This is a genomic window from Neobacillus niacini (genome assembly GCF_030817695.1).
GTDB classification, from domain to species: domain Bacteria; phylum Bacillota; class Bacilli; order Bacillales; family Cytobacillaceae; genus Neobacillus; species Neobacillus niacini_F.
The window spans coordinates 1,497,665-1,522,500 of record NZ_JAUSZQ010000002.1; the positions used below are offsets into that span (position 1 = coordinate 1,497,665).

Genomic DNA, 24,836 nt, shown 5'->3' on the forward strand with positions numbered 1-24,836 from the left:
AAGGAGGAAAGTTTGGAATGGAGCTATTGTTCAATTTAACATTAAATGGATTGGCAACAGGAATGCTAATCTTCCTATTAGCAGCAGGACTAACGTTAATTTTTGGATTGATGGATGTCCTTAACTTCGCCCATGGCGGATTGTTTGCCTGGGGTGCTTATAGCGGCATATGGATTTATACCACTACCGGCAGTTTCCTAATCGGTATTCTTGGGGCGATCATTACTGGATTTTTACTAGGGATTATTACTGAAAGATGGATTATCAAACCAGTTTACGGCAACCATGTACAGCAGATTTTAATTACGCTTGGGTTAATGCTGGTTTTATCGGAGATGTTAAAAGTGATTTGGGGACCCAATCAATTAACAGCTAATCCTCCGGAATATTTACAAGGAAGCTGGGAAATTGGCAGCATGATTATTATTAAATATCGGGTATTTATTATTCTTGTAGGTTTCCTGGTTTTTACAGGCATTCAATATTTACTTAAAAATACGAAAATAGGTCTGGTGGTTCGGGCTGGCGTTATGAATAAGGAAATGGTTCAGGCATTGGGTATTAATATTAAGAAGGTATTTATGTTTGTCTTTATGATTGGTTCTGGAATGGCTGCACTAGGAGGAGTACTTTTCGGACCTTACTCCGGAGTTATTCACGCCGGAATGGGTATGGAATTTGCAATTTTAGCTTTTATTGTAGTTGTTATCGGTGGCATGGGGAACTTTAAAGGATCTGTTATGGCCGCGATTTTAGTTGGATTATCAGGTTCGTTCATGGCATATTATGTACCGGAATTATCCTTAGCAGTAAATATGCTTTTAATGGCAGTTGTGTTGATTGTTAAGCCGCAAGGACTATTTGGCGGGAAGGGGTGAGCGTATGAAATGGATTGTAAATAATCGAATGAATACTATATATGTTATCATTGCTGCTTTTTTGCTTATCCTGCCCTTCGTCTACGAATCTAGGAATATGCTCATTCTTTTGACCCAAATTTTTGTATTTGCCATCCTCGCGATGAGCTATGACTTATTATTAGGATTTACCGGAATTGTCTCCTTTGGGCATGCGATGTTTTTTGGCATCGGGGCCTACTCGATTGGGATATTCATGAAGCGTTTTGAGCCGACTATGCTTCATTTCATTTATGCGGTACTGGCAACCATTTTGATTACTGCCATTGTTAGTTTTATTGTTGGTTTGCTTACACTAAGGTTGAAAAGTCATTTTTATGCGATGTTAACAATGGCATTGGCAGGGCTATTTTTAGTATTAGCGGAAAAGTGGAGGACATTAACATTTGGAAATGATGGGTTTACTTTTCGGGTACCGGAAGTTTTTATTGACCGGACTAATTTTTACATCATCTGCTTAGTCTTAATGATTGCTGTGTTTATGATTTTAAAACGCTTCACGAATTCCCCGCTTGGGAGGGTGCTGCAGGCGATTCGAGAAAATGAACAACGAACAGAATCTTTAGGTTATCAAGTATTACATTATAAAATTGCAGCTAGTGTGGTTTCTGGTGTGTTAGCGGGAATTGCTGGTATCTTTTATGCGATGTCGCTTCGATATGTAAATACGAGTGTATTCGCGATGGATATTACCTTAGATGCCTTATTAATGACGATTATAGGTGGTGTAGGTACCTTAGTTGGTGCGATTATCGGTGCAGGTTTAATTGAATTTGCCCATGATGGGTTAACAGAGCTCGCAAAAGAACATTGGATATTTGAGCGTTGGATTATATTCTTTGGCATTATTTATATTTTAGTTGTTATTTTCTTCCCGTTAGGTATTGTGGGAACACTAAGGAAATTTACTTGGAAACGAAGAAAACAGGAATCTGCTAGGAAAAAAGAAAATTTAGCGGGTTAGGGGGAAGCTACATGGAATCATTACAAATTGCATCCTTCGTCGTTCGTTTTCAACTAGCGGCTGTTGAAAAAGAAACAGGAAAAAAACAATGGAGAATTAAAGTAACCCATGTGCAAGAAGAACGAGAAACCTTGTTTGAGACAATTGAAGAAGCAACGGCTTTTATGAAGTCAAGGGTAGAAGACTCTTAGATTAGGAGGTGAGAGTTTTGCGAATAGGGATTGTTAGTACAGGTCTTTACCTACCAGATGAATACATGACTGGTAAAGAGATAGCGGAACTGGCAGGTATCCCCACACATATTGTTGAAGAAAAGATGGGAATCAAGAAGAAATATGTACCAGGCAAAGATGATCATACATGCGAAATGGGGATTATTGCCGCCAAACAGGCGATCGAAAGAGCAGGTATAAGCCCCTTGGAAATAGATGTTGTCATTTATATTGGCGAAGAGCATAAAGAATATCCACTTTGGACGGCTGGAATCAAACTCCAGGAAGCAGTTGGGGCCTTAAATGCATGGGCGTTTGATGTTGCCTTACGATGTGGAACAACGGTTATGGCGCTTAAGGTAGCGAAGAGCTTGATGATCGCCGATCCTAAGATTAACACCGTTCTGCTGGCAGGTGGATACCGTAATGTGGATTTCATAGACTACCAGAATCCGCGGACTCGCTTTATGTTTAACTTAGGTGCAGGAGGTGGAGCAATTCTGTTGAAAAAAGACCATAACGAGAACGTCTTGTTAGAGACGCAGCTAATTACAGATGGTTCTTTTTCTGAGGACGTTGTGGTTGTTTCAGGTGGAACAAAAAATCCTATTACAAAAGAAGCACTGGAACAGCGTTTAAATAAGCTGGATGTCCTTGACCCAGAGGGAATGAAGCAACGATTGGAACAAAAATCAATGGTCAATTTTATTAAAGTAATCAGAGAATCTGTTAGAAAAAGTGGGTATAAAGAAGAAGAGATTTCTTATATCGCCATGCTTCACATGAAAAAGTCTGCTCATGAATATGTATTAAAAGAATTAGGATTATCCCCGGAACAATCAATCTATCTGGAGGAATATGGACATATCGGTCAAATTGATCAAATCCTATCATTAGAGCTTGCACTAAAAGAAGGAAAAGTAAAAGATGGTGACCTGGTCGTTTTTGTTAGTGCTGGGATTGGTTATGCATGGGGAGCATCTGCAATAAAATGGGGGAAGGTGAGATAAGTGGTCAATGTAACGATTAAAGAAGTGCAATTAACAAATGGGGAAACAATCGCCTACCGTGAGAGGGCAGGTGGGGAAAAAAAGGTATTACTCATTCATGGTAATATGACTTCTTCCAAACATTGGGACTTAGTTCTAAATAAAATGTCTGAGGAATATAAGTTATATGCCTTGGATTTACGCGGTTTTGGATTATCCAGCTACAATAAACCGATAACTTCCATTAAAGATTTTTCAGATGATGTTAAGCTCTTTGTGGATGAGATTGGCTTGAAGGACTTTGCCATTGTCGGCTGGTCAACTGGAGGTGCAGTCGCCATGCAATTTACGGCTGATTATCCGGGATATTGCAATAAGCTTATATTATTAGCATCCGAGTCTACTAGAGGCTATCCATTTGACGGTAGGCTGAGTGACAACCAAGTGCCTCGAAGATTTACATCTTATGAAGATATTAAACGTGATATTATTCGAACCTTACCTGTGCAAGCAGCCTATGATACAAACAATGTAGAATTATTGAAACTGATTTGGAACGCTGTCATCTACACAAAAAAACAGCCGGCACCAGAGCTTTATGATGAGTATGTTCAGGATATGAGAACACAGCGAAACTTAGCAGAGGTACATCACTCTAACAATACATTTAATATAAGTCATCATCATAATGGACTTGTTGAAGGAAACGGACTAGTGGATAAAATCAATGTCCCTGTTCTAGTTTTAAGAGGGGATCGTGATCTTGTTATTACAGCAGAAATGACGAGAGAACTGGTAGAGGATTTAGGACCAAAAGCCAAATTCGTTGAGTTGAAGGATTGTGGTCATTCACCACTTGTTGACGACTTACCGCAATTATTAAAAGAGGTTACTAATTTCCTAAAAAATGAGGTGTTCAAATGAGATTAAAAGATAAAGTGGCCATCATAACTGGAGCAGCTAACGGTATTGGATTCACTGCAGCTGAGACCTTTGCTAAAGAAGGCGCAAAGGTTGCCATGGCAGACTTTAATGTGGAACAAGGTGAAAAGGGGGCGCAGGAATTAAGAAAAAAAGGCTATGAAGTGACCTTTTTCCCAGTAAATGTTGCACAGCGCTCAAGTGTGGATGAAATGGTTGAGAAGGTCCGCAAGACTTACGGAAATATTAGTATTCTTATTAATAATGCAGGGATTACAAAAGATGCCATGCTTTCTAAATTAACTGCCGAGGATTTCCAAGCAGTTGTGGATGTAAATCTTACAGGGGTATTTCACTGTACCCAAGCCGTTTTACCTTCGATGCTTGAAAATGGAAAGGGAAGAATCATCAATACTTCATCTGTTTCTGGTGTGTATGGTAATATCGGGCAAACAAATTATGCAGCGACTAAAGCCGGTGTGGTTGGGATGACGAAAACATGGGCAAAAGAGCTTGGGCGCAAAGGGATTAATGTGAATGCGGTTGCACCTGGTTTTATTGAAACCGGAATGACTGCGAAAGTTCCGGAAAGAATATTAGACCAAATGAAACAAATGGTCCCTTTAGCACGGCTTGGAAAGCCGGAGGATATCGCAAACGCATACCTGTTTTTAGCATCGGATGAATCGAATTATGTAAATGGAACTGTCCTTCATGTAGATGGAGGAATCATGATGTAAATCACAATACGACCTTTTTCAGGGTCGTTTTTTTTGATTCCATGTCATGTAACTTTACTGTAACTACATTTAAGTAAGATGGTTTCATCTAGTGGTGAAGGAGCGATTTTGGTGTGAGGTGGGAACTCGATTGGCTGGAAAATAGAGCAAGATTAACCCCAAATAAGAATGCAGTAATTCTTGAAGATAATAATATGAAATGGACCTATAGAGAATTAAATAATCGTTCTTCCTCAGTGGCAGGCTGGTTAAAAAGCCAAGGGGTGAAGAAAGGCGATCGAGTTGCTCTCTTGTCGCCGAATGATATCAGTTATTTTGATTTACTGTTTGCCTGCGGGAAAATTGGTGCTATTTTTGTACCGCTAAACTGGCGGCTATCAGCACATGAATTATATGAAATTTTGTTAGATTGCACACCCGGATTACTAGGAATCCATCAAAATTTTGAGAATATGTTCACTTCTTTGGAAACGGCTACACCCCAATCTTTTTTTGTTGGGGGGGATTATTACGAAAGAATCGTGAACGAAAAAAATGAATTTAGCTATTCAGAAAATATGTCCGAACATGATCCATTAGCAATAATCTATACCGGAGGAACGACGGGTAAACCAAAAGGGGTTGTATTAAGTCACCAATCCATTCAATGGAATGCGATTAATACCATTCTCAGCTGGAACTTATCTGAAGAGGACGTAACGATCAACTATATGCCGATGTTTCATACAGGCGGGTTAAATGCCTTATCACTACCACTATTAATGGTTGGTGGAACGGTGGTTATAGCTGATCAGTATACGGGACAAAAAGTGGTTCAATCAATACAACAATATAACTGTACAATCATTCTTCTTGTACCAACCATGTACCATCTACTTATTCAAACGGAAGAGTTCCAAAGAAGTAATTTTCCCTCTATGAAAATTTTCTTGTCAGGAGCGGCACCCTGTCCATTGCCAGTATACGAATCCTTTCAGAAAAAAGGATTGGCTTTTAAAGAAGGGTATGGTTTAACAGAAGCGGGACCGAATAATTTCTTTATACATCATGAAGATGCAGAGGTGAAAAGGGGTTCAGTAGGAAAGCCAATGTTATTTAATGCCATAAAACTTGTTAAGGAAGATGGTCAGGAAGCAAAAGTGAACGAAGTTGGAGAACTTTTAATTAAAGGAAAACATTCTTTTTCACATTATTGGAATAACAAATTGGCAACACTAGAAACGAAAAAAGAAGGCTGGATTCATACCGGAGACCTAGCAAAGAAGGATGAGGAAGGATTTCATTATATCGTCGGCAGAAAAAAGGATATGATTATTACGGGTGGTGAAAATGTATATCCACTTGAAATCGAGCATTGGCTCGCCGGGCACCCTGCAGTCGATGAAGTAGCAGTAATCGGACTCCCAGAGGAAAAATGGGGCGAACTTGTTGTAGCCTTCATTGTACCTAAACATTCCTATTTGATTGAGGAAGAAGAACTTATCGAGTATTGCGAAAAAAAACTAGGAAGATATAAAATTCCAAAGAAGTTCATTCAATTACAAGAACTTCCGAAAACACATGTTGGAAAAATCGATAAAAAGAAATTAAAAGAATTTAGTAAGCAAAACTAAAAGGAGAACCCCTGTGGTTCTCCTTTCCATTATTTTTGGGCAAGTTTTAAGGCTGTATCGGAAACATTCAAATCAACCTGAAGCTGCTCACTCAAGTTATGAGGATGATAAAACCCTTTTGCAATCATATAATTCGTTATTTTTTCGTGGGTGGCAATGGCGGTATTTAGTTGTTCCCTTAGAGCAGCCTTTAACTCGGGTGTACCGGTCTCCGTAATGGCGACGGTATAATTTCTTACCCCTGCTTTTGCAGAAATGAGGAAATCTGTTGCAATCACCTGGTCGGTCATTCCTCCCATCCCCATTAGATTTTGAATCAGTTGATTCATTGATTATCACTCCTATCTGTTAAAAACTTCTGGAGCTGCTGTACATGCTGTGTGCCACTTGCTGCATCTTCAGAAAGAATTGCCTTCAATTCTGGATCTTGGGCCAAGACACTCATTGTAGTGGCTTTTGTTAAACAAAGATTTTTAAAGGTTAGTAATTCATGAAGGTCAAGCGTCTCGTGAAGACCAAGATATTTTGTCATTGTTTTCCCTCCAAAACGTACAGACTTAATCTTCTTTATATTTTCAAAGTCTAGTGTTGATTATTCATTTTGCATAAAAGGAAAAGTAAATTGGGGAAAATACAACTAATACTTGGAGGTGAGTGTGTTGGTCAACGAAACCTTAGCCTTACATGAAACAATGGAAACTCATGAGATTCTCAATTTTAAAACAGTTTGTTTACTTCGTTCAAAACTAATGCAGGGAATCTGTTTTGATAATGAGTTAAAAGCACTTATGGAAAAGGATGTTCAGCAATCCATTAACGATATTAATGAACTTGTAAACTTTTATAAAGAAAGCCAATTGCTTCAATAAGTGAGGTGGAAGATATGGAAGATTATTTAGATCCAAGAAACGCTGAGGGTATGCCAAGCTTGGCCGATTCCGCTTTTGCTATGGATTTTTTATTATCTGTAAAAAATGGAATACGCAATTATGGTTTTGCGATTACAGAGACTGCCAACCCAGAACTTAGAAGGATTTTTCACAAGCAGATGGAGGCAGCTATCGATTTGCATACTGAAATAGCAGATTTAATGATTAAGAAAGGCTGGCTGCACCCACATAACTTTAAAGAGCAGTATCCGGTTGATATGAAAGCTGCGGAGACGGCGGTCCAGATTGCTAAACTAAACCTTTACCCTAACGATACTGATCGTCAAGGTATGTTTGCAACGCCAAACCAGTAAAAGGAGGGGATAAAATGAAGGCTGTTACATACCAAGGAATTAAGAATGTAGAAGTTAGAGAAGTGAAAGACCCAAGTATAAAAAATCCAGATGATATTATCGTTAAGATCACTTCCTCAGCCATTTGCGGATCTGATTTGCATTTGATTCATGCGATGATTCCCAATTTGCCAACAGACTTTGTCATCGGTCACGAGCCTATGGGGATTGTTGAGGAAGTGGGTCCCGAGGTCACGAAATTAAAAAAAGGGGATCGAGTTATCATCCCATTTAACGTAAGTTGCGGTCACTGCTGGTATTGTACTCACGACCTAACCAGCCAATGTGACAATGGTAATCCTCATGGTCAAGGAAGTGGTTTTTTCGGGTATTCTGAAACAACTGGCGGGTATGCAGGCGGGCAAGCAGAATACATGCGGGTTCCTTTCGGGAATTTTACTCCATTTAAAATTCCGGGAAATTGTGAAGTAGATGACGAAAAGCTTGTGCTCCTTGCTGATGCCGCACCTACTGCTTACTGGAGTGTTGACCATGCCGGGGTAAAGCATGACGATACCGTTATCGTTCTAGGATGTGGTCCAGTAGGGTTACTTGCACAAAAATTTGCCTGGTTAAAAGGTGCGAAAAGAGTGATAGCTGTGGATTATATCAACTATCGCCTCCAGCATGCAAAACGCACGAACAAAGTGGAAATAGTTAATTTCGAAGAACATGAAAATGTGGGTGACTATCTGCTGGAAATTACTCAAGGTGGAGCAGACATTGTAATTGATGCAGTCGGAATGGATGGAAAAATGACCCCGATGGAGTTTTTAGCAACGGGAATGAAGCTTCATGGGGGTGCAATGGGAGCGATTGTCATTGCCAGTCAAGCGGTGCGAAAGGGTGGAACGATACAACTAACCGGTGTTTATGGGGGAAGATATAACGCTTTTCCACTTGGTGACCTTTTTCAACGTAACATTGATCTTAAAACAGGACAGGCGCCAGTCATTCCTTATATGTCTTATCTCTATGATATGATTAACCAGCGTAAGATTGATATAAGTGACATCATTACTCATGTATTGCCGTTAGAGCAGGCAAAGCACGGGTATGAAGTGTTTGATACAAAGATGGAAGATTGTATAAAAGTTATTCTAAAACCATAATAAATGGGCTGGGATTATCCAGCCCTCCTACTTGATCCATTCTTCAGCCCCTTCAATAAATAATTTAGATAACATGGATTGCGTTTTGTTTTTGTTATAAACCAGATAGAAATATCGTTCATCATGAAAATCATTGATATCATGAATTGTTAATAAATTCCTATCGTAGTATTCCCTAGCTGCCATCTTAGAAATAATGGCAATACCGATATCTTGGAGTACAAACTCAATTAGACTTTGCCCGTTTTCAGTATAAGCTACAATATTCATTTGGTCCTTTGATATCTGATTTTTTTTCAGAAATTTTTCGATCAGAGAGTTGGTTCCTGAGTCAGAGTTTCTCATAATAAATGGGTAACTCAAAAGGTCTTCGATAGACACAGGTCCGACAATGTTAGATTGCTTTGATGTAATAAGCACTAGGTTTTCTTTTAACATAGGAATAAACACAAGTTTTTCGTTATCGTATTTTTCACCTAATATCCCGAAATCGACTGACCCATTTAGGACCTTATCAGCCACTATTTTAGATGATGATTGGTTTATATGAAATGTTGCTTTTGGGTATTGTTCTCTAAATTTTTTAACCATTTTCGGGATCATAAATTGCCCAGGTACAGAACTGGCACCGATTCGAATCATTCCTCTTAGCTCTGTTGCTCCTTCCTTTATGTCCAGTACTGCCTGATCCTTCAGTAATAAAAGCTTTAAAGCCCACTGATACAAACGTTCACCTGATGGTGTAAGAATGATTTCTCTCCCAACCCGATCAAACAAATTTACATTTAAATTTCTTTCTAATGCTTGAATATGTGAACTAACCGTTGACTGACTTAAAAAAATATCCTCAGCGGCTTTAGAAAAACTCTTATGCTCAACTACCTTTGTAAAAACAAACAATTGATGTAAATCCATTCTAATTATCCTCTCTTTACTATTCATGAAATCGATTAATAACAATTGATATAATAGATAAATTGAATTTATCTCATCATATCATTTTTTTATAATGAAAGTAATACTGTGATCGGGAGCTGAATGGATGTCACTTCAATATGTACCGGACCTAATCTATGATGCAGGCAAAACCGGATATGAAGAGCTCGTAATGAACCTATCCTTCACTATGAAGAAGTTGAACAAGGGACATATACTCGAAATTATATCCACTGAACCAAGAGTGAAAGAAAAACTGCCTTTCTGGTGTAGAACAGAAACGCATTTATTGCTTGATCGGAAAGATTTTGGTGAAAGTAGTTATTACTATATAGAAAAGCGCTAAAAGACCTTACTTTTGAAAAGGTCTTTTTTCTTTTAAAAAGAATATTTGCTATTTCTTTGTTAAACACTCAATATTAATAAGACTATATTTTGATGGAGATAGAGAAAGTAGGGATTTTTTTGCCTGATTTTAAATCATTAGGTATTTCTGAGTCAATTGTAAATAAATTAAAAAGCTTCGGTGTAGCACAGCCAACCCCAATCCAGGAAAAGACCATACCAATTGTCCTGGATGGAATAGATGTGATTGCACAAGCCCAAACAGGAACAGGAAAGACATATGCGTTCATACTTCCAATTTTAGAAAAAATAAATCCATTGGTCTCACATGTACAAGCACTAATTGTTACCCCGACCAGAGAATTAGCATTACAAATTACAGAAGAGTTTCAAAAGTTGACGGATGATATTTCAGGAGTCGATGTTCTTGCTGTCTATGGAGGACAGGATGTTGATAAACAGTTAAAAAAGTTAAAGAAAAATGTTCAGATTGTGGTGGGAACACCAGGAAGGCTATTAGATCATATCGGCAGAGGAACGGTTCAGTTATCAGAAGTATCTTTTCTCGTTCTTGATGAAGCAGATCAAATGCTCCACATTGGTTTTTTAAATGAAGTAGTGGATATTATCGCTGAAACACCCACAACTCGTCAGACCATGCTTTTCTCAGCAACAATGCCTGAGGAAATAAGAACTTTAGCTAATAAACATATGCGTAAACCACAATATATCCAGGTTGAAAAAACGCAGGGCCCTGCAGAAAATGTTAAACTAATTGCCATTCATACGATTGATAGAGCTAAACAAGCGACCCTAATACAATTAGTTGAAACACATCGACCTTATTTAGCAGTTATCTTTTGTAGAACAAAACGCAGAGTCTCAAAGTTGTACGAAGTGTTAAAATCTCATAAATTTCTTTGTGATGAACTACATGGTGATTTGTCTCAAGCAAAAAGAGAGCAAGTGATGAAACGTTTCAGAGAAGGGGAAATTCAATTATTAATTGCGACGGATGTCGCAGCAAGGGGCTTGGATGTTGAAGGAGTAACACATGTATTTAACTATGACATCCCGCACGATTCTGAAAGCTTTGTCCATCGGATTGGAAGAACGGGGAGAGCAGGCACGAAAGGATTGGCCATTACTTTATACTCCTCAGATGATCGTCCAACGCTAGATATGATCGAAAAAGAACTAAATATCGATATTCAAAAACAAAACATCGGTAACACTGGAAGTAATCAAAAGGATAGCCAAGAACCAGTTAAGGCTAAGAATAATCAAGGAAAAAAAGGTGAAAAACAGATAGGATCTAGTGGTACTAGGAGAGATAGTAAACCGAAAGCCTCGTCTAGAAATAGTGGGAAGGCAAAATCGGTTAAGAGTAAGCAGTCGATCTCCAATCAGGCAGGAGGCAGAAGGGATAGGAAAAGCAGCACTACTGGATCAGGGAAAAGTAGGCGAAGTAAATAGACAAGGGACTGAATTTACGTTCAGTCCCTTGTGTTAGTCCTTTATTGTCCAATTCCTAGGTTGGATTTAACTAGAACTTCATCATATTTCTTCAAGTCAGCTTTCTGGCTGGAGAGTTTGGTTCCAAGGTATCCGGCAATAAATCCTAATGGTATAGAAACAATACCTGGCGTTGTATAAGGGAAAAGCGGATTCCCTACGAAAATGGCTTTTCCAACTTCAGGACTGAAAACATTAGGGCTTATGATGACAAGTCCAATAGCAGAGATAAGGCCAACTACCATAGCCCAAATTGCCCCGGTAGTATTAAATCGTTTCCAGTAAATTGTATAAATTATAACTGGAAGATTTGCACTTGCAGCTACGGCAAATGCCAGTGAAACAAGGAAGGCTACGTTAAGGGTTTGTGCGCCTAAAGCTAAAACAATTGAAAGCACAGATACACCTATTGCTGCCCAACGTGCCATACTTACTTGTTGTTTTTCCGTGGCTTTTCCTTTTTTTAGAATTTCGTTGTAGAAATCATGTGCAAAAGCGGAAGCTGCTGTTAGAACAAGCCCTGCAACGACTGCAAGAATTGTAGCAAATGCTACTGCGGAAATAAATGCGAACAGCATATTTCCACCAAGTGCCTGTGCTAAAAGTGGTGCTGCCATGTTTCCAGCTGCATTCGCAGCAACTATATCATTTGTACCAACAAATGCCGCTGCACCAAAGCCAAGGAATATGGTCATTACATAAAATAGCCCAATGATCCACGTTGCATAAACCACTGAACTTCGTGCCGTTTTTGCATCTTTAACTGTAAAGAAGCGAACAAGAATATGAGGCAGCCCAGCAGTACCTAGAACTAGTCCCAAATTTAATGAAAGGGTGTCTATACCATCCTTGTATTTTACCCCAGGATCTAAAAATGCTTCCTTTAAGGGTGTTGCTGTTTTCATTTGATCGAACATATCCGTAATACTAAAGTTAAATTTAGCAAAAACAACAATTGAAATTAAGAAGGTACCACCCATTAGTAGGACAGCCTTAATAATTTGAACCCAGCTTGTTGCATGCATACCGCCAAAAATAACGTAAACCGTCATTAATACCCCAACAATTAAAACAGATGTAGTGTATTCCAATCCTAATAATAGCTTAATAAGTGCACCCGCTCCGACAAGCTGAGCAATCATATAAAAGATAGAAATAGTTATCGTGTTCATGGCAGCAAAACCACGTACCTTTTTGGCATTAAAACGTGCTGCGATCATATCTGCAAACGTATATTTTCCTAGATTACGCAGAGGTTCCGCTACCAAATATAAAACAACTAGATATGCTACTAAGAAACCTATACTGTAAAAGAATCCGTCAAATCCTGTTAATGCGACCGCGCCAGCAATACCAAGAAAGGAGGCAGCAGACATATAATCACCTGCAATAGCCAATCCATTTTGCCAGCCAGTAAGCCCCCCTCCTGCAGTGTAAAACTCACTTGCGTTCTTTGTACGTTTCGAAGCGTAATATGTAATAACCAACGTTACGAAAACGATACCAAGAAACATGATAAAAGCAGCAGTATTCATTCGTTTGTCCCTCTTTCTTTGACAACCTTTTCTGCCAATTCATCAAATTTGGCTGCCTTTTTAGAGTAAAGCATACACAATCCCCATGTCATAACGAATTGAAGAAAGGCAAATACCCATGCCCAGGATATACTGCCGATGAATTTGTTATTTAATACGGTTGAGTATGAAGTTAAAATGGGTAATGCAAAATAGAAACAAAAGAAGAAGATCGTGATAGGAATGATGAATTTTTTCTTTTCGGAGAGTAATTTTTGGAAAGATGATGATTGAACGATGGAGCCGTAATCGGTTTCAGAACTTGCTGTTATTTTCCGTGCTTCCATTGGAAGCTCCCCCTCTCATTGTAAAAAATATACAAATAACTTATGAGGATTAAAATAAGTACATAACTGTTGTGTTTAGTATCTACCTCCTCTGATAACAGACTCTTCTAAATATTTGATTTTTTGTTACGTTTATTATTATAGGAGCAGAATATTAAATTTAGCAATAGGAAAAATTTCATTTTTTTGGAAAAAGTATTTATTACTATATAGACAGTAAATACTATTCGGGTTAACTCCAAGTGTGGATATAAATAATCTAAAAAGAAAAAAACCTCTGCAGCGCAAAGGTTTTTGGAGATGGAGACTATAGGGATCGAACCGACGACCTCTTGCATGCGATGCTAGGGTATTTTTACCCTCCATTATTACTGGGGTATCGCTGCAGGGTGAAATGTCAGTATGGATTCGGGAGAGTTAATGCGTTAGTAGTATAAAATTAATAGTTGAGTTGTTGAAGAGCATACGGCAAAAAAGCTGTATGCTCTTTTGTGTGTTTATATTTGTATATGTACTATAAAGAAAAACCGACTCTTTCTACCAAAAATCTGGAATGAGAATCGGCTTTTATTTGGAACTTAATCCTCTGTTTTTAAATCAAATAATATTCTTACAATAATATCATGATTGCAGTTTCCGAAATTTTTGCCGTATAGAGTTAAACCGCCATTCCGGCCCTTTTCTCCGACGGCAAACTTAAATTTAATATCAGATTTTTGATTTAAGTTAATATCAGAAATTGTTATATCAGAAATACGGCAGCCATCGATAAATGTACCGTTTTTGTTGATTCGCAATAACTTTGGCACACCGTACTGGTTCAAGTGAGGAGGCCACCATTCCGGATTATTACTACCTTTTTTATCGCCAAAATCACCGGGGGAGGTCCAAAAGCCTAATTCAATATTATTTATATAAAAATAAATATCAGATGGCCAGTCGTTATTGTAGCTTGGAGCCTCAGAGCCAAGTTCAAAAATAAACTGAATTTCATTGAAATTCTGATTTGTCTTTAAGTAATTCGGGATTCGATATTCCAAAAATCCATTATTTAACCAAACAATATCTGCATTAATGTGCTGAGGATCTGCAAAATAACGTGGATCGTCAAATTCTCCAATTATACTGTCCTTAGTCGCTAAACCACATGTGGGTTCTGCATGAAAATCACAATAATGCCCTACTTTAATCTGATATTCATTAAGGTTTTGTACCTCCTTATTTTTCAATTCAATTTTCAATATATCCTCATTTATATAACAAATCTTCTGGATTCCATGTTTCCCAACAGCAGTGGTAACATCAATGATACCGCTTTCTTCCAGCTTTTTTATATGCATTGTAATAGCACCGTTAGATAGATTTAATTTCTTTGCTAAATCGTTTAGGTTGAGACTATCGTGTTTTGTAAGAAGTGTTAAGATTTCAATCCTAATTTCAGAACTTAACGCTTTAAAAATATTAAGTCCGGACTTCAATTCTTTTATATGTATCAACAATATTCCTCCTTTCAAAAGAGTTTATTTTAAATAAGAATAAAACAAAAACAAATAAATGGAAAGATGTTTTATAGGAAACAATTTTTTTAAAATAGATTAACAAAGCTATTCATTATTCTGGAATTGTTCTATTAAAGGATAAACTTTTTAGGTTACACACATTCATGTTTTAAATTTACCTTTGGGACAAGTAATGAAATGATAAATGAAATTTGCCTAAACCATTTTTACTATTTTAATGTAGAAAAATGTCTGTTTTTTCTGAAGAGTAAAAAAGTAAGCGTATACATTTTTTATTGACAAATGTTGGAGGTGTATTTACTATGAATATATATAAAATGTTTTAGAATTATCTAAAATAAACGAAAATTTAAGGGAGGGTTTCTAATGTTACCTGCGTCAAGGAATACTGCCCAAGATCTTGCAGCACAGGTGAGAGAACCAAATAAAGTTTTAAGTTTTCTAAATTCGCAAAAAGTAGTACCCTACATCTTTGTTTCTCCTTTTATTCTGTCTTTTTTAATTTTTTCGTTGTATCCCTCGATTAAAGCAATCATCATGAGTTTTCAAAAGGTTTTGCCAGGTCAAATTACGTTTATCGGCATGGGTAACTATTCGAGAGTATTTAATCCAACTTTTTATAAAGCGCTCTCAAATACAACTATATATGTAATTTTGACAGTAGTAATCTTAACGATTACCCCCATTGTACTAGCTGTTCTACTAGATTCTAAGCTTGTAAAATTTAAGACGTTTTTCCGGGCATCGTTATTTTTACCTTCATTGGCATCAACGATTGTAGCGGGTATGGTTTTTAGATTAATGTTTGGAGAAACAGATACAGCTGCAGCTAACCAAATCCTTAATTGGCTTGGAATTGAATCCGTTGATTGGCGCTATCAAGCATGGTCAGGGATGTTTTTAATGGTGTTACTTTGCTCTTGGAAATGGATGGGTGTCAATATCCTTTATTTCTTAGCTGGACTTCAAAATGTACCAAAAGAATTATATGAAGCTGCAGAAATGGACGGAGCAACCACATTAAAGAAGTTCTATCATATTACTCTGCCATTCTTAAAGCCAGTTACCATTTTTGTAACCACTATTTCCGTAATCCACGGATTTAGGATGTTTGAAGAAAGTTTTGTATTCTGGGAAGCTGGTTCACCAGGAAACATTGGTTTAACTGTTGTTGGTTATCTATATCAACAAGGTATTCAACAAAATGACATGGGATTCGGTGCTGCAATTGGAGTTATCTTGATGCTGATCATTTTTGTTGTCAGCTTTATCCAGTTAATTCTTACCGGTGCATTTAAAAAGGAGGGACAATAATTGAAAAAGAACAAATCTAACACATTAGTTTGGATAACGAACATTGCATTTGTTGTCATTTCATTTATTGCGCTTTTCCCAATTCTGAATCTATTAATTTCTTCCTTCAGACCTTCATCTGATATCATGCGAAACGGAATTAGCTTGGTTTTTGATCCTAGCAAGATGAGTTTTGATAACTACTTATATATCTTTACTCAAGGTGGTAACTATTGGAGTTGGTTTAAAAATAGTTTAAGCATTTCTGCTATTACAATTGTCTTATCATTATTCTTCTCTTCTATGGTGGGATATGCACTGGCACTTTATGATTTTAAAGGAAGAAATCTTATCTTTGGATTTGTACTATTTATTTTGATGGTACCATTTGAAATTCTAATGCTGCCGCTATTTCAATTAATGATTAGTATGAACTTAATCAATACATATACTGCGGTTATACTTCCAGCAGTTGTTGCTCCAGTAGCGGTTTTCTTCTTTAGGCAGTATGCAATTGGTCTTCCGAAGGAATTGATGGATTCTGCTAGAATTGATGGTGCAACAGAATATGGTATTTTCTTCAAAATAATGCTTCCGCTGATGACACCATCTATGGCGGCAATGGCTATCCTTCAAGGGTTAGGGGCTTGGAATAACTTCCTGTGGCCGTTAATCGTATTAAGATCGAATGATATGTTTACGTTACCGATTGGATTGGCCACGTTATTAACGCCATATGGTAATAACTACGATATCTTAATCGCTGGTTCAGTTATGACAATAATTCCAATTATCATCCTTTTTATCTTCTTCCAACGTTACTTTGTTGCAGGACTTACAGTTGGTGGAGTTAAAGGATGATACAAGGAATCAGTTAAAGAGGTGTTGGTAAAACATGAATGGAAAACAAATCGTAACAAAACTAGATTATTTACTTCATTGGATTGTTCGCCTTGTCATGTTGAACGTATTATGGATTGTGTTTTCTGTATTTGGATTAGTTGCAGGTGGAATTTTTCCAGCTACAACTGCCTTACTGGGAGTAGCTAGAAAGTGGCAAATGGGTGAAGAAGACCTGAAAATTTGGAACACCTTCAAGCAAATATATCGTCAGGAATTTTTAGCATCTAATATTATGGGATGGATTCTATCGATAGTTGGAATTATTCTTTATGTAAATTATCGAGTGCTTTCGAGTCTTGGGGATGAAATTGTCTTTGTTGTACCATTTGCTTTTTACTTTATCGTTTTGTTCTATACTATTCTCGTAATATGGTCTTTTCCATTACTAACACACTATAAAGCTACTTGTCTTCAGCATTTCAAAAACGGAATTATTATAGGTCTATCTAAAATCCATTATACGATTCTTTCTGGTACCGTGATCTTTGCTGGTCTATATTTTTCACTTAGTTATCCAGGTGTGATTCCCTTTTTCACGGTTAGTGTAATCGGAATGGGCTGTATGTGGTTTTCGTTGCAAATTTTTAGACAGTTGGACGGACACCAAAATAAACTGTCCAATACATCAGAGAGTGAAGAACAACCCACCCTTGCTTAATGGTTTTACTAGTTATTTAAAATATTTCAAAACTGTAAGCGTTATCGTAGGATTCTAGTTTGCCTGACTTAAGGGAGGTGAAGTTTTCTCTGAAATAAAAAAAGGATTTTTTGCTCCATTTATTAATCTAATATTTAGGAGGAACAAAAATGAAAAAGAAAAGTTTGTTAGCTTTACTTTTAAGTGTAATGATGGCCATGTTAATGGCGTGCTCTGGCGGTGGTATTGAATCAGCCGGCGGAGAAGCAACCGAAAAAGAAGTAATTGGTGCAGACGAAAAAGACGCTACTGAATTAAAATATTGGACATTTGTTGAATTACACATGGATTTCTTTAAAGATGCCGTTCCTCGTTGGAATGAACTTCACCCAGATAAGAAAATCAAGCTGGTTGCTGAAACATTCCCTTACGACCAAATGCACAATAACTTATTACTTGCCTTACAATCTGGTAAAGGCGCTCCTGATATTTCCGATATCGAAGTAGGCCGTTTTCCTAACTTCTTACAAGGTGAACCACAATTATTACCTATGAATGAATATGTTGAACCTGAGAAGGAGAATTTCGTTCAATCACGTCTTGACCTATATGCAAAAGACGGTAATTACTATGGTTTGCCAACACACGTTGGAGCAACTATGATGTATTACAATAAAGAAATTATGGATGCTGCAGGTGTTGATATTGATTCTATTAAGACTTGGGATGACTATATCGAAGCAGGTAAAAAAGTAGTTGCAAACACAGATGCGGTTATGACAAATGTACATACTGGAGACGCAACTCAATTCCAGCAAATGATCAGCCAACAAGGCTCAGATTTATTTGATGACGCAGGGAACCTGACTGTTGACAGTGAAAAGAATGTAAAAACACTTACATTATTAAATGATATGCTTTATAAGCACAAAATTGCTGAGCTTACTCCGGGCGGAGAGCCGCATGCTGAAGAATATTATGCCTATATGAATGAAGGGAAAGCTGCTTCTATCTCTATGCCTCTTTGGTACATGGGCCGTTTCACTGATTACATGCCAGATCTAAAAGGTAAAATGGTCATTCGTCCATTACCTGCTTGGGAAGAAGGCGGCGGCCGCTCAGTTGGTATCGGCGGAACAGGTACTGTCGTTACAAACCAAACAAAGCATGCTGAACTTGCAAAAGAATTCTTAGCATTTGCGAAGCTTTCTAAGGAAGCTAATATTAAATTATGGACAGTTTTAGGCTTTGACCCTCCACGCCATGATGTATGGGAAGACCCAGCTGTACGTGAAGATAACAAGTTCTATCAATTCTTTGGTAATGATATTTTTGATACATTGTTAAGCATTAAAGATGAAATTCCTGGTATTCATGTTACTGAACATCTTCCTGACGCCTTGACTGAGTTGAATACTAATACCTTAAACAATGTTTTAAGACAAAAATCAGAATCTCCTGAGGAAGCATTAAAGAAAGCCCAAGAAGCAATAGAATCGACTATGCAATAATCATAAATAAATTAGGGAGTAAAAGGGTCTAAACGCTTTTAATCAAAAGGATCTGACCCTTTTCTCTTAATTAAAAAATATAATACAAGCATACATACTGGAAGGAGAAAACAATGATACAAAAAGCAAAAATGATTTTAGAGAAAGATTTTAAAGTATCTGAGGTAGATAACCGAATCTATGGATCGTTTGTTGAGCATTTAGGCCGTGCAGTTTATGGGGGAGTCTACGAACCTGGACATCCGCAGGCAGATGAGAATGGTTTTCGCCAAGATGTAATTGAAATGGTAAAGGAACTTCAAGTACCGCTTGTTCGTTACCCTGGCGGTAACTTTGTTTCTGGATATAACTGGGAAGATGGTGTTGGACCTATAGAACAGCGCCCGCGTCGACTAGAACTTGCTTGGCGTACGACTGAGACTAATGAAATCGGTACAAACGAGTTCATGAAATGGGCACAGCTTGTAAACGCAGAAGTAAATATGGCTGTAAACTTAGGGACTCGTGGTATTGATTCAGCTCGAAATCTAGTAGAGTACTGTAACCATCCTGGCGGCTCTCATTATAGTGATTTACGTATTTCTCATGGGGTAAAGGATCCATATAAGATTAAAACATGGTGTCTCGGAAATGAAATGGATGGTCCATGGCAGATTGGACACAAAACTGCTGCGGAATATGGACGTATCGCCCAAGAAGCAGCAAAGGTGATGAAATGGGTTGACCCCACAATCGAGTTAGTAGCATGCGGCAGCTCACACCGTAATATGCCGTCATTCGCAGATTGGGAAGCCACTGTTTTAGATCATACATATGATCATGTTGAATTTATCTCTTTACATCAATATTATGGAAACAGAGATAATGAAATCTCCAATTACTTAGCTTTATCACTTGAAATGGATGACTTTATCAAATCTGTTATTTCGATTGCAGACTATATTAAAGCTAAGAAGCGCGGGAAAAAGAATATTAATCTTTCATTTGATGAATGGAATGTTTGGTATCACAGCAGAGAGCAGGATAAATTAATCGAACCATGGAGTATTGCACCTCCGCAGTTAGAAGATATTTACAACTTCGAAGATGCCTTATTGGTTGGCTGTATGCTGATTACTTTATTAAAGCATGCTGACCGTGTCAAAATTGCCTGTCTTGCTCAATTAGTAAATGTTATTGCTCCAATTATGACGGAAGAAAATGGAACTGCATGGAAACAAACCATTTTCTATCCATATATGCATACTTCTGTTTTTGGCCGCGGTGTATCGTTAAATCCTATTATTTCAAGCCCTAAGTATGATAGTAAGGATTTCACAGATGTACCATATTTAGAATCAACAGCTGTTTACAACGAGGAGCATGAAACATTAACCATTTTCGCTGTAAACCGTCACTTAGAAGAAGGGTTAGATTTAACAGTCGACATCCGCAACTTCGATAGCTATGAAGTCGTTGAGCATATAGTTCTGGAAAACAACGGTAATTTAAAGCAAACGAATTCTGCTCAAGGAACACCAGTAGCACCTCACACAAATGGTAATGCTAAAGCAGAAAATGGCAGCGTTGCAGCTGTTTTACCAAAGTTATCTTGGAACGTAATTCGCTTAGCAAAGCGAAGGAAATCTATACGTTTTCATGATTTATGATATACACAAGCAACGATTTTATTATCCCAGGGTGTCAATGTAAAGGGTGTTTCCGAAAGATTGGGCCATAGCAACACAAAAATTACATTAGACACATATGAGCATATTCTCCCTACAATGCAGCAGGATACAATAAATAAACTTAACGATTTAATTATGTAATTAGTGGCCAAAAATAAATTAGAGTATAAATGTGACCAAAAATAAAAACGACCATGCTTTAGCATGGTCAAAGTAGTATGGAGACTATCGGGATCGAACCGACGACCTCTTGCATGCCATGCAAGCGCTCTCCCAGCTGAGCTAAGCCCCCGTATGTGGTACAAGAAAAATTATATCTTTCTCGTACCATTCTTGCAATAGTATTTTTCATTTTTTTATCATTGACCCATACTTTCTATTTCAACCTTTTGAACTCCGTCTAAATTTGAAACAGAATCATACACATCGGTTGTTTTTTCACGGTAATCTACTGCCACTAATATCTGAACGAGGTGATCACCATTGTCTAAATCCTTTATACGGATTCGGCGAATAATATATTTTCTCCCCATTAAAAAGGAAATGGCATTTTCAATTTGAATTTTTTCTCTGATAAATAATTGTAGACTGATTTCTTTCTCGCGCAATTGTTTTGGACCAATAAATTTCATTACGTAAGGTACTAATTCAACACTAATGATGAGTAATGCAACACCAACAAACGCTTCAATAAAAAAACCGGCTCCTACAGCAATTCCGATTCCTGCTGCTCCCCATATCATAGCGGCTGTTGTTAATCCTGAGATACTATCATTTCCTCTTCTAAGGATTACACCTGCCCCTAGAAAACCGATTCCGGAAACAATTTGTGCTGCAAGACGAAGAGGATCCATCGTAATTCTTACATTATCAGAATCAGGAAACATATAAGCAGACTCGATTGAAACAATGGTAAGTAGACAACTTACAACAGATATGACAAGACTAGTTTTAAGCCCTACAGGTTTTCTCTTTAATTCGCGTTCAAGTCCAATAATAAGTCCCAAAATTGCTGAGATTCCAAGCTTTATTAATATATCGTAATCAATATTCTCCATCAATTCACGTCCATTATTTATTAATATAGGTTGTGCTTGTACAGTTAGTTATTTCTATTATACGATAACCGCACTATGTTAAAAAAGAAAATTTCCATACTACTAAAATATCCATTGAAATAAAGCAGTACCATAAATCTGTATGTTTTGTTTTTAGTTTGAATTTTAAAAGCCTTCTCTAATTACATATACATGGATAGCTGATTTTATGAATCCGTGTCCCATTTGATTTTTATCCTTTGGCAGATGAATATTCTTTATTCTTAATTCCATACTGATGAATGTTGTTTAATTCCTATGAAATAGTAATGAATCAAAAAAAAGTTTAAAATTATATTGCAAACATTTTTGGAACATGTTATATTAAATCTCGTCCTCACCGAGAGAGTCACACAACAAAAAAGAAATAAAAAAAGTTGTTGACATTGAGATGAAGGATATGTTAAATTAAAGAGGTCGCTTTTGAGCCGCTTAATTGGACGAGCTCAAAGTTGATGGGATATTGTTCTTTGAAAACTAAACAAACAAGAACGTCAACAAAATTATTTTAGTTTCTTCTATAGAAACTAGCCAACGTAACAAAATGAGCTGTATCAACTTTCTTGGAGAGTTTGATCCTGGCTCAGGACGAACGCTGGCGGCGTGCCTAATACATGCAAGTCGAGCGAACCATAAGGTGCTTGCACTTTATGGTTAGCGGCGGACGGGTGAGTAACACGTGGGCAACCTGCCTGTAAGACTGGGATAACTTCGGGAAACCGGAGCTAATACCGGATAATCCTTTTCCTCTCATGAGGAAAAGCTGAAAGTCGGTTTACGCTGACACTTACAGATGGGCCCGCGGCGCATTAGCTAGTTGGTGAGGTAACGGCTCACCAAGGCGACGATGCGTAGCCGACCTGAGAGGGTGATCGGCCACACTGGGACTGAGACACGGCCCAGACTCCTACGGGAGGCAGCAGTAGGGAATCTTCCGCAATGGACGAAAGTCTGACGGAGCAACGCCGCGTGAGCGATGAAGGCCTTCGGGTCGTAAAGCTCTGTTGTTAGGGAAGAACAAGTACCGGAGTAACTGCCGGTACCTTGACGGTACCTAACCAGAAAGCCACGGCTAACTACGTGCCAGCAGCCGCGGTAATACGTAGGTGGCAAGCGTTGTCCGGAATTATTGGGCGTAAAGCGCGCGCAGGCGGTCCTTTAAGTCTGATGTGAAAGCCCACGGCTCAACCGTGGAGGGTCATTGGAAACTGGGGGACTTGAGTACAGAAGAGGAAAGCGGAATTCCACGTGTAGCGGTGAAATGCGTAGAGATGTGGAGGAACACCAGTGGCGAAGGCGGCTTTCTGGTCTGTAACTGACGCTGAGGCGCGAAAGCGTGGGGAGCAAACAGGATTAGATACCCTGGTAGTCCACGCCGTAAACGATGAGTGCTAAGTGTTAGAGGGTTTCCGCCCTTTAGTGCTGCAGCTAACGCATTAAGCACTCCGCCTGGGGAGTACGGCCGCAAGGCTGAAACTCAAAGGAATTGACGGGGGCCCGCACAAGCGGTGGAGCATGTGGTTTAATTCGAAGCAACGCGAAGAACCTTACCAGGTCTTGACATCCTCTGACACTCCTAGAGATAGGACGTTCCCCTTCGGGGGACAGAGTGACAGGTGGTGCATGGTTGTCGTCAGCTCGTGTCGTGAGATGTTGGGTTAAGTCCCGCAACGAGCGCAACCCTTGTTCTTAGTTGCCAGCATTCAGTTGGGCACTCTAAGGAGACTGCCGGTGACAAACCGGAGGAAGGTGGGGATGACGTCAAATCATCATGCCCCTTATGACCTGGGCTACACACGTGCTACAATGGATGGTACAAAGGGCTGCAAGACCGCGAGGTTTAGCCAATCCCATAAAACCATTCTCAGTTCGGATTGTAGGCTGCAACTCGCCTACATGAAGCCGGAATCGCTAGTAATCGCGGATCAGCATGCCGCGGTGAATACGTTCCCGGGCCTTGTACACACCGCCCGTCACACCACGAGAGTTTGTAACACCCGAAGTCGGTGGGGTAACCGCAAGGAGCCAGCCGCCTAAGGTGGGACAGATGATTGGGGTGAAGTCGTAACAAGGTAGCCGTATCGGAAGGTGCGGCTGGATCACCTCCTTTCTAAGGATAATGCAGTCCTTGTGGACTGATAAACGTTGACTGTTACTTGTTTGTTTAGTTTTGAGAGTGCAATTTCTCTCAAAACATTCGTTCTTTGAAAACTAGATAATCGTAAGAAGAAGTCAAAGTATAAACCGAGAATCGCCATTTTAGTTTTTCTCTCTTATTTAAATAAGAGTATAACCATTTAGGTTAAGTTAGAAAGGGCGCACGGTGGATGCCTTGGCACTAGGAGCCGATGAAGGACGGGACTAACACCGATATGCTTCGGGGAGCTGTAAGTAAGCTTTGATCCGGAGATTTCCGAATGGGGGAACCCACTGCTCGTAATGGAGCAGTATCCTTACCTGAATACATAGGGTATGGAAGGCAGACCCGGGGAACTGAAACATCTAAGTACCCGGAGGAAGAGAAAGCAAACGCGATTCCCTGAGTAGCGGCGAGCGAAACGGGACATAGCCCAAACCAAGAGGCTTGCCTCTTGGGGTTGTAGGACACTCAACATGGAGTTACAAAGGAACGGGGTAGATGAAGCGATCTGGAAAGGTCCGTCATAGAAGGTAAAAACCCTGTAGTTGAAACTTCGTTCCCTCCTGAGTGGATCCTGAGTACGGCCGGACACGTGAAATCCGGTCGGAAGCTGGGAGGACCATCTCCCAAGGCTAAATACTCCCTAGTGACCGATAGT

General features: G+C 38.7%; 24 protein-coding genes, 1 tRNA gene and 2 rRNA genes (1 of these 27 cut by a window edge). 19 read left to right on the forward strand and 8 right to left on the reverse strand.

Annotation, left to right across the window (positions count from 1 at the left end; all coding sequences use genetic code 11):
• The first annotated feature begins 17 nt into the window (after positions 1-17).
• The 7 genes from QFZ28_RS07635 (at position 18) to QFZ28_RS07665 (ending at position 6,356) form a co-directional block, all read left to right on the forward strand.
• Entirely contained in the window at positions 18-878 is an 861-nt protein-coding gene (locus tag QFZ28_RS07635) for a branched-chain amino acid ABC transporter permease (protein ID WP_307194092.1), read from the forward strand.
• Between the two features lie 4 nt (positions 879-882).
• Complete coding sequence (locus tag QFZ28_RS07640; protein WP_307194093.1) at positions 883-1,881, forward strand: branched-chain amino acid ABC transporter permease; 999 nt, start codon at positions 883-885, stop codon at positions 1,879-1,881.
• Between the two features lie 11 nt (positions 1,882-1,892).
• A complete protein-coding gene (locus QFZ28_RS07645) occupies positions 1,893-2,072 on the forward strand; it encodes a hypothetical protein (protein WP_307194094.1) in 180 nt (59 codons plus the stop codon).
• 17 nt (positions 2,073-2,089) lie between these two features.
• Entirely contained in the window at positions 2,090-3,103 is a 1,014-nt protein-coding gene (locus QFZ28_RS07650) for a 3-oxoacyl-ACP synthase (RefSeq protein ID WP_307194095.1), read from the forward strand.
• Positions 3,104-4,006 carry an intracellular short-chain-length polyhydroxyalkanoate depolymerase gene (gene phaZ / locus QFZ28_RS07655; protein ID WP_307194096.1) on the forward strand — a complete coding sequence of 301 codons (903 nt, stop codon included), beginning with the start codon at positions 3,104-3,106 and terminating at the stop codon, positions 4,004-4,006.
• Complete coding sequence (gene fabG / locus QFZ28_RS07660) at positions 4,003-4,743, forward strand: 3-oxoacyl-ACP reductase FabG (protein WP_307194097.1); 741 nt, start codon at positions 4,003-4,005, stop codon at positions 4,741-4,743. The genes phaZ and fabG overlap by 4 nt, the downstream gene beginning before the upstream one ends.
• A 113-nt stretch (positions 4,744-4,856) precedes the next feature.
• Complete coding sequence (locus tag QFZ28_RS07665; protein ID WP_307194098.1) at positions 4,857-6,356, forward strand: acyl-CoA synthetase; 1,500 nt, start codon at positions 4,857-4,859, stop codon at positions 6,354-6,356.
• A 29-nt stretch (positions 6,357-6,385) separates the two neighbouring features.
• Here the strand turns inward: QFZ28_RS07665 and QFZ28_RS07670 are convergent, their stop codons facing one another.
• Both QFZ28_RS07670 and QFZ28_RS07675 read right to left on the reverse strand, forming a co-directional pair.
• On the reverse strand, positions 6,386-6,685 hold the full coding sequence (locus QFZ28_RS07670) for a spore coat protein (RefSeq protein WP_307194099.1): 300 nt from the start codon (positions 6,683-6,685) through the stop codon (positions 6,386-6,388).
• Positions 6,682-6,888, reverse strand: coding sequence for a hypothetical protein (locus QFZ28_RS07675; protein ID WP_307194100.1), 207 nt, complete (start codon positions 6,886-6,888; stop codon positions 6,682-6,684). The genes QFZ28_RS07670 and QFZ28_RS07675 overlap by 4 nt, the downstream gene beginning before the upstream one ends.
• A gap of 160 nt (positions 6,889-7,048) precedes the next feature.
• On the opposite strand from QFZ28_RS07675, the gene QFZ28_RS07680 reads away from it, so the two are divergent.
• The 3 genes from QFZ28_RS07680 to QFZ28_RS07690 are packed head-to-tail and all read left to right on the forward strand — an operon-like array spanning position 7,049 to position 8,750.
• Positions 7,049-7,225, forward strand: a complete 177-nt coding sequence (locus QFZ28_RS07680; RefSeq protein ID WP_444875321.1) for a spore coat protein — start codon at positions 7,049-7,051, stop codon at positions 7,223-7,225.
• Positions 7,226-7,239: 14 nt separating this feature from the next.
• On the forward strand, positions 7,240-7,599 hold the full coding sequence (locus QFZ28_RS07685; RefSeq protein ID WP_307194102.1) for a spore coat protein: 360 nt from the start codon (positions 7,240-7,242) through the stop codon (positions 7,597-7,599).
• 14 nt (positions 7,600-7,613) lie between these two features.
• On the forward strand, positions 7,614-8,750 hold the full coding sequence (locus QFZ28_RS07690; RefSeq protein WP_307194103.1) for a zinc-dependent alcohol dehydrogenase: 1,137 nt from the start codon (positions 7,614-7,616) through the stop codon (positions 8,748-8,750).
• Positions 8,751-8,777: 27 nt separating this feature from the next.
• Here QFZ28_RS07690 and QFZ28_RS07695 read toward each other — a convergent pair whose 3' ends face one another.
• On the reverse strand, positions 8,778-9,665 hold the full coding sequence (locus tag QFZ28_RS07695) for a selenium metabolism-associated LysR family transcriptional regulator (protein WP_307194104.1): 888 nt from the start codon (positions 9,663-9,665) through the stop codon (positions 8,778-8,780).
• Positions 9,666-9,792: 127 nt separating this feature from the next.
• Here QFZ28_RS07695 and QFZ28_RS07700 point away from each other — a divergent pair, with 127 nt between their 5' ends.
• Complete coding sequence (locus tag QFZ28_RS07700) at positions 9,793-10,032, forward strand: sulfurtransferase TusA family protein (RefSeq protein ID WP_307194105.1); 240 nt, start codon at positions 9,793-9,795, stop codon at positions 10,030-10,032.
• Between the two features lie 119 nt (positions 10,033-10,151).
• Positions 10,152-11,507, forward strand: coding sequence for a DEAD/DEAH box helicase (locus tag QFZ28_RS07705; protein ID WP_307194106.1), 1,356 nt, complete (start codon positions 10,152-10,154; stop codon positions 11,505-11,507).
• 41 nt (positions 11,508-11,548) lie between these two features.
• Here the strand turns inward: QFZ28_RS07705 and QFZ28_RS07710 are convergent, their stop codons facing one another.
• From QFZ28_RS07710 to QFZ28_RS07720, 3 genes are all read right to left on the reverse strand, one after another.
• Positions 11,549-13,081 (reverse strand): solute symporter family protein, encoded by a 1,533-nt coding sequence (locus QFZ28_RS07710; RefSeq protein ID WP_307194107.1) that lies wholly within the window; start codon positions 13,079-13,081, stop codon positions 11,549-11,551.
• The gene (locus tag QFZ28_RS07715) at positions 13,078-13,407 is read right to left on the reverse strand and encodes a DUF485 domain-containing protein (RefSeq protein WP_307194108.1); all 330 of its coding nucleotides are present in this window, start codon (positions 13,405-13,407) and stop codon (positions 13,078-13,080) included. Before QFZ28_RS07715 ends, QFZ28_RS07710 begins: the two co-directional genes overlap by 4 nt.
• A 578-nt stretch (positions 13,408-13,985) precedes the next feature.
• Positions 13,986-14,903: an ArsR/SmtB family transcription factor gene (locus QFZ28_RS07720; RefSeq protein ID WP_307194109.1), complete on the reverse strand. Its 918-nt coding sequence runs from the start codon at positions 14,901-14,903 to the stop codon at positions 13,986-13,988.
• 390 nt (positions 14,904-15,293) lie between these two features.
• Here QFZ28_RS07720 and QFZ28_RS07725 point away from each other — a divergent pair, with 390 nt between their 5' ends.
• The 5 genes from QFZ28_RS07725 to arfA all read left to right on the forward strand — a co-directional run bounded on the left by QFZ28_RS07725 (position 15,294) and on the right by arfA (position 20,920).
• On the forward strand, positions 15,294-16,241 hold the full coding sequence (locus tag QFZ28_RS07725; protein ID WP_307194110.1) for a carbohydrate ABC transporter permease: 948 nt from the start codon (positions 15,294-15,296) through the stop codon (positions 16,239-16,241).
• Positions 16,242-17,081, forward strand: a complete 840-nt coding sequence (locus QFZ28_RS07730; RefSeq protein WP_307194111.1) for a carbohydrate ABC transporter permease — start codon at positions 16,242-16,244, stop codon at positions 17,079-17,081. It begins immediately after the preceding gene.
• A gap of 34 nt (positions 17,082-17,115) precedes the next feature.
• On the forward strand, positions 17,116-17,781 hold the full coding sequence (locus tag QFZ28_RS07735) for a YesL family protein (protein WP_307194112.1): 666 nt from the start codon (positions 17,116-17,118) through the stop codon (positions 17,779-17,781).
• A 149-nt stretch (positions 17,782-17,930) separates the two neighbouring features.
• The gene (locus QFZ28_RS07740) at positions 17,931-19,271 is read left to right on the forward strand and encodes an ABC transporter substrate-binding protein (RefSeq protein ID WP_307194113.1); all 1,341 of its coding nucleotides are present in this window, start codon (positions 17,931-17,933) and stop codon (positions 19,269-19,271) included.
• Positions 19,272-19,384: 113 nt separating this feature from the next.
• On the forward strand, positions 19,385-20,920 hold the full coding sequence (gene arfA / locus QFZ28_RS07745) for an arabinosylfuranosidase ArfA (protein WP_307194114.1): 1,536 nt from the start codon (positions 19,385-19,387) through the stop codon (positions 20,918-20,920).
• Between the two features lie 240 nt (positions 20,921-21,160).
• Here the strand turns inward: arfA and QFZ28_RS07750 are convergent.
• A tRNA-Ala gene (locus QFZ28_RS07750) sits at positions 21,161-21,233 on the reverse strand.
• Positions 21,234-21,300: 67 nt separating this feature from the next.
• Entirely contained in the window at positions 21,301-21,999 is a 699-nt protein-coding gene (locus QFZ28_RS07755; RefSeq protein WP_307194115.1) for an MgtC/SapB family protein, read from the reverse strand.
• Between the two features lie 599 nt (positions 22,000-22,598).
• Here QFZ28_RS07755 and QFZ28_RS07760 point away from each other — a divergent pair.
• A 16S ribosomal RNA gene (locus tag QFZ28_RS07760) occupies positions 22,599-24,148 on the forward strand.
• A 190-nt stretch (positions 24,149-24,338) separates the two neighbouring features.
• Positions 24,339-24,836, forward strand: a 23S ribosomal RNA gene (locus QFZ28_RS07765); it runs 2,439 nt beyond the window's last position.
• The 16S and 23S rRNA genes sit together here, the layout of an rRNA operon.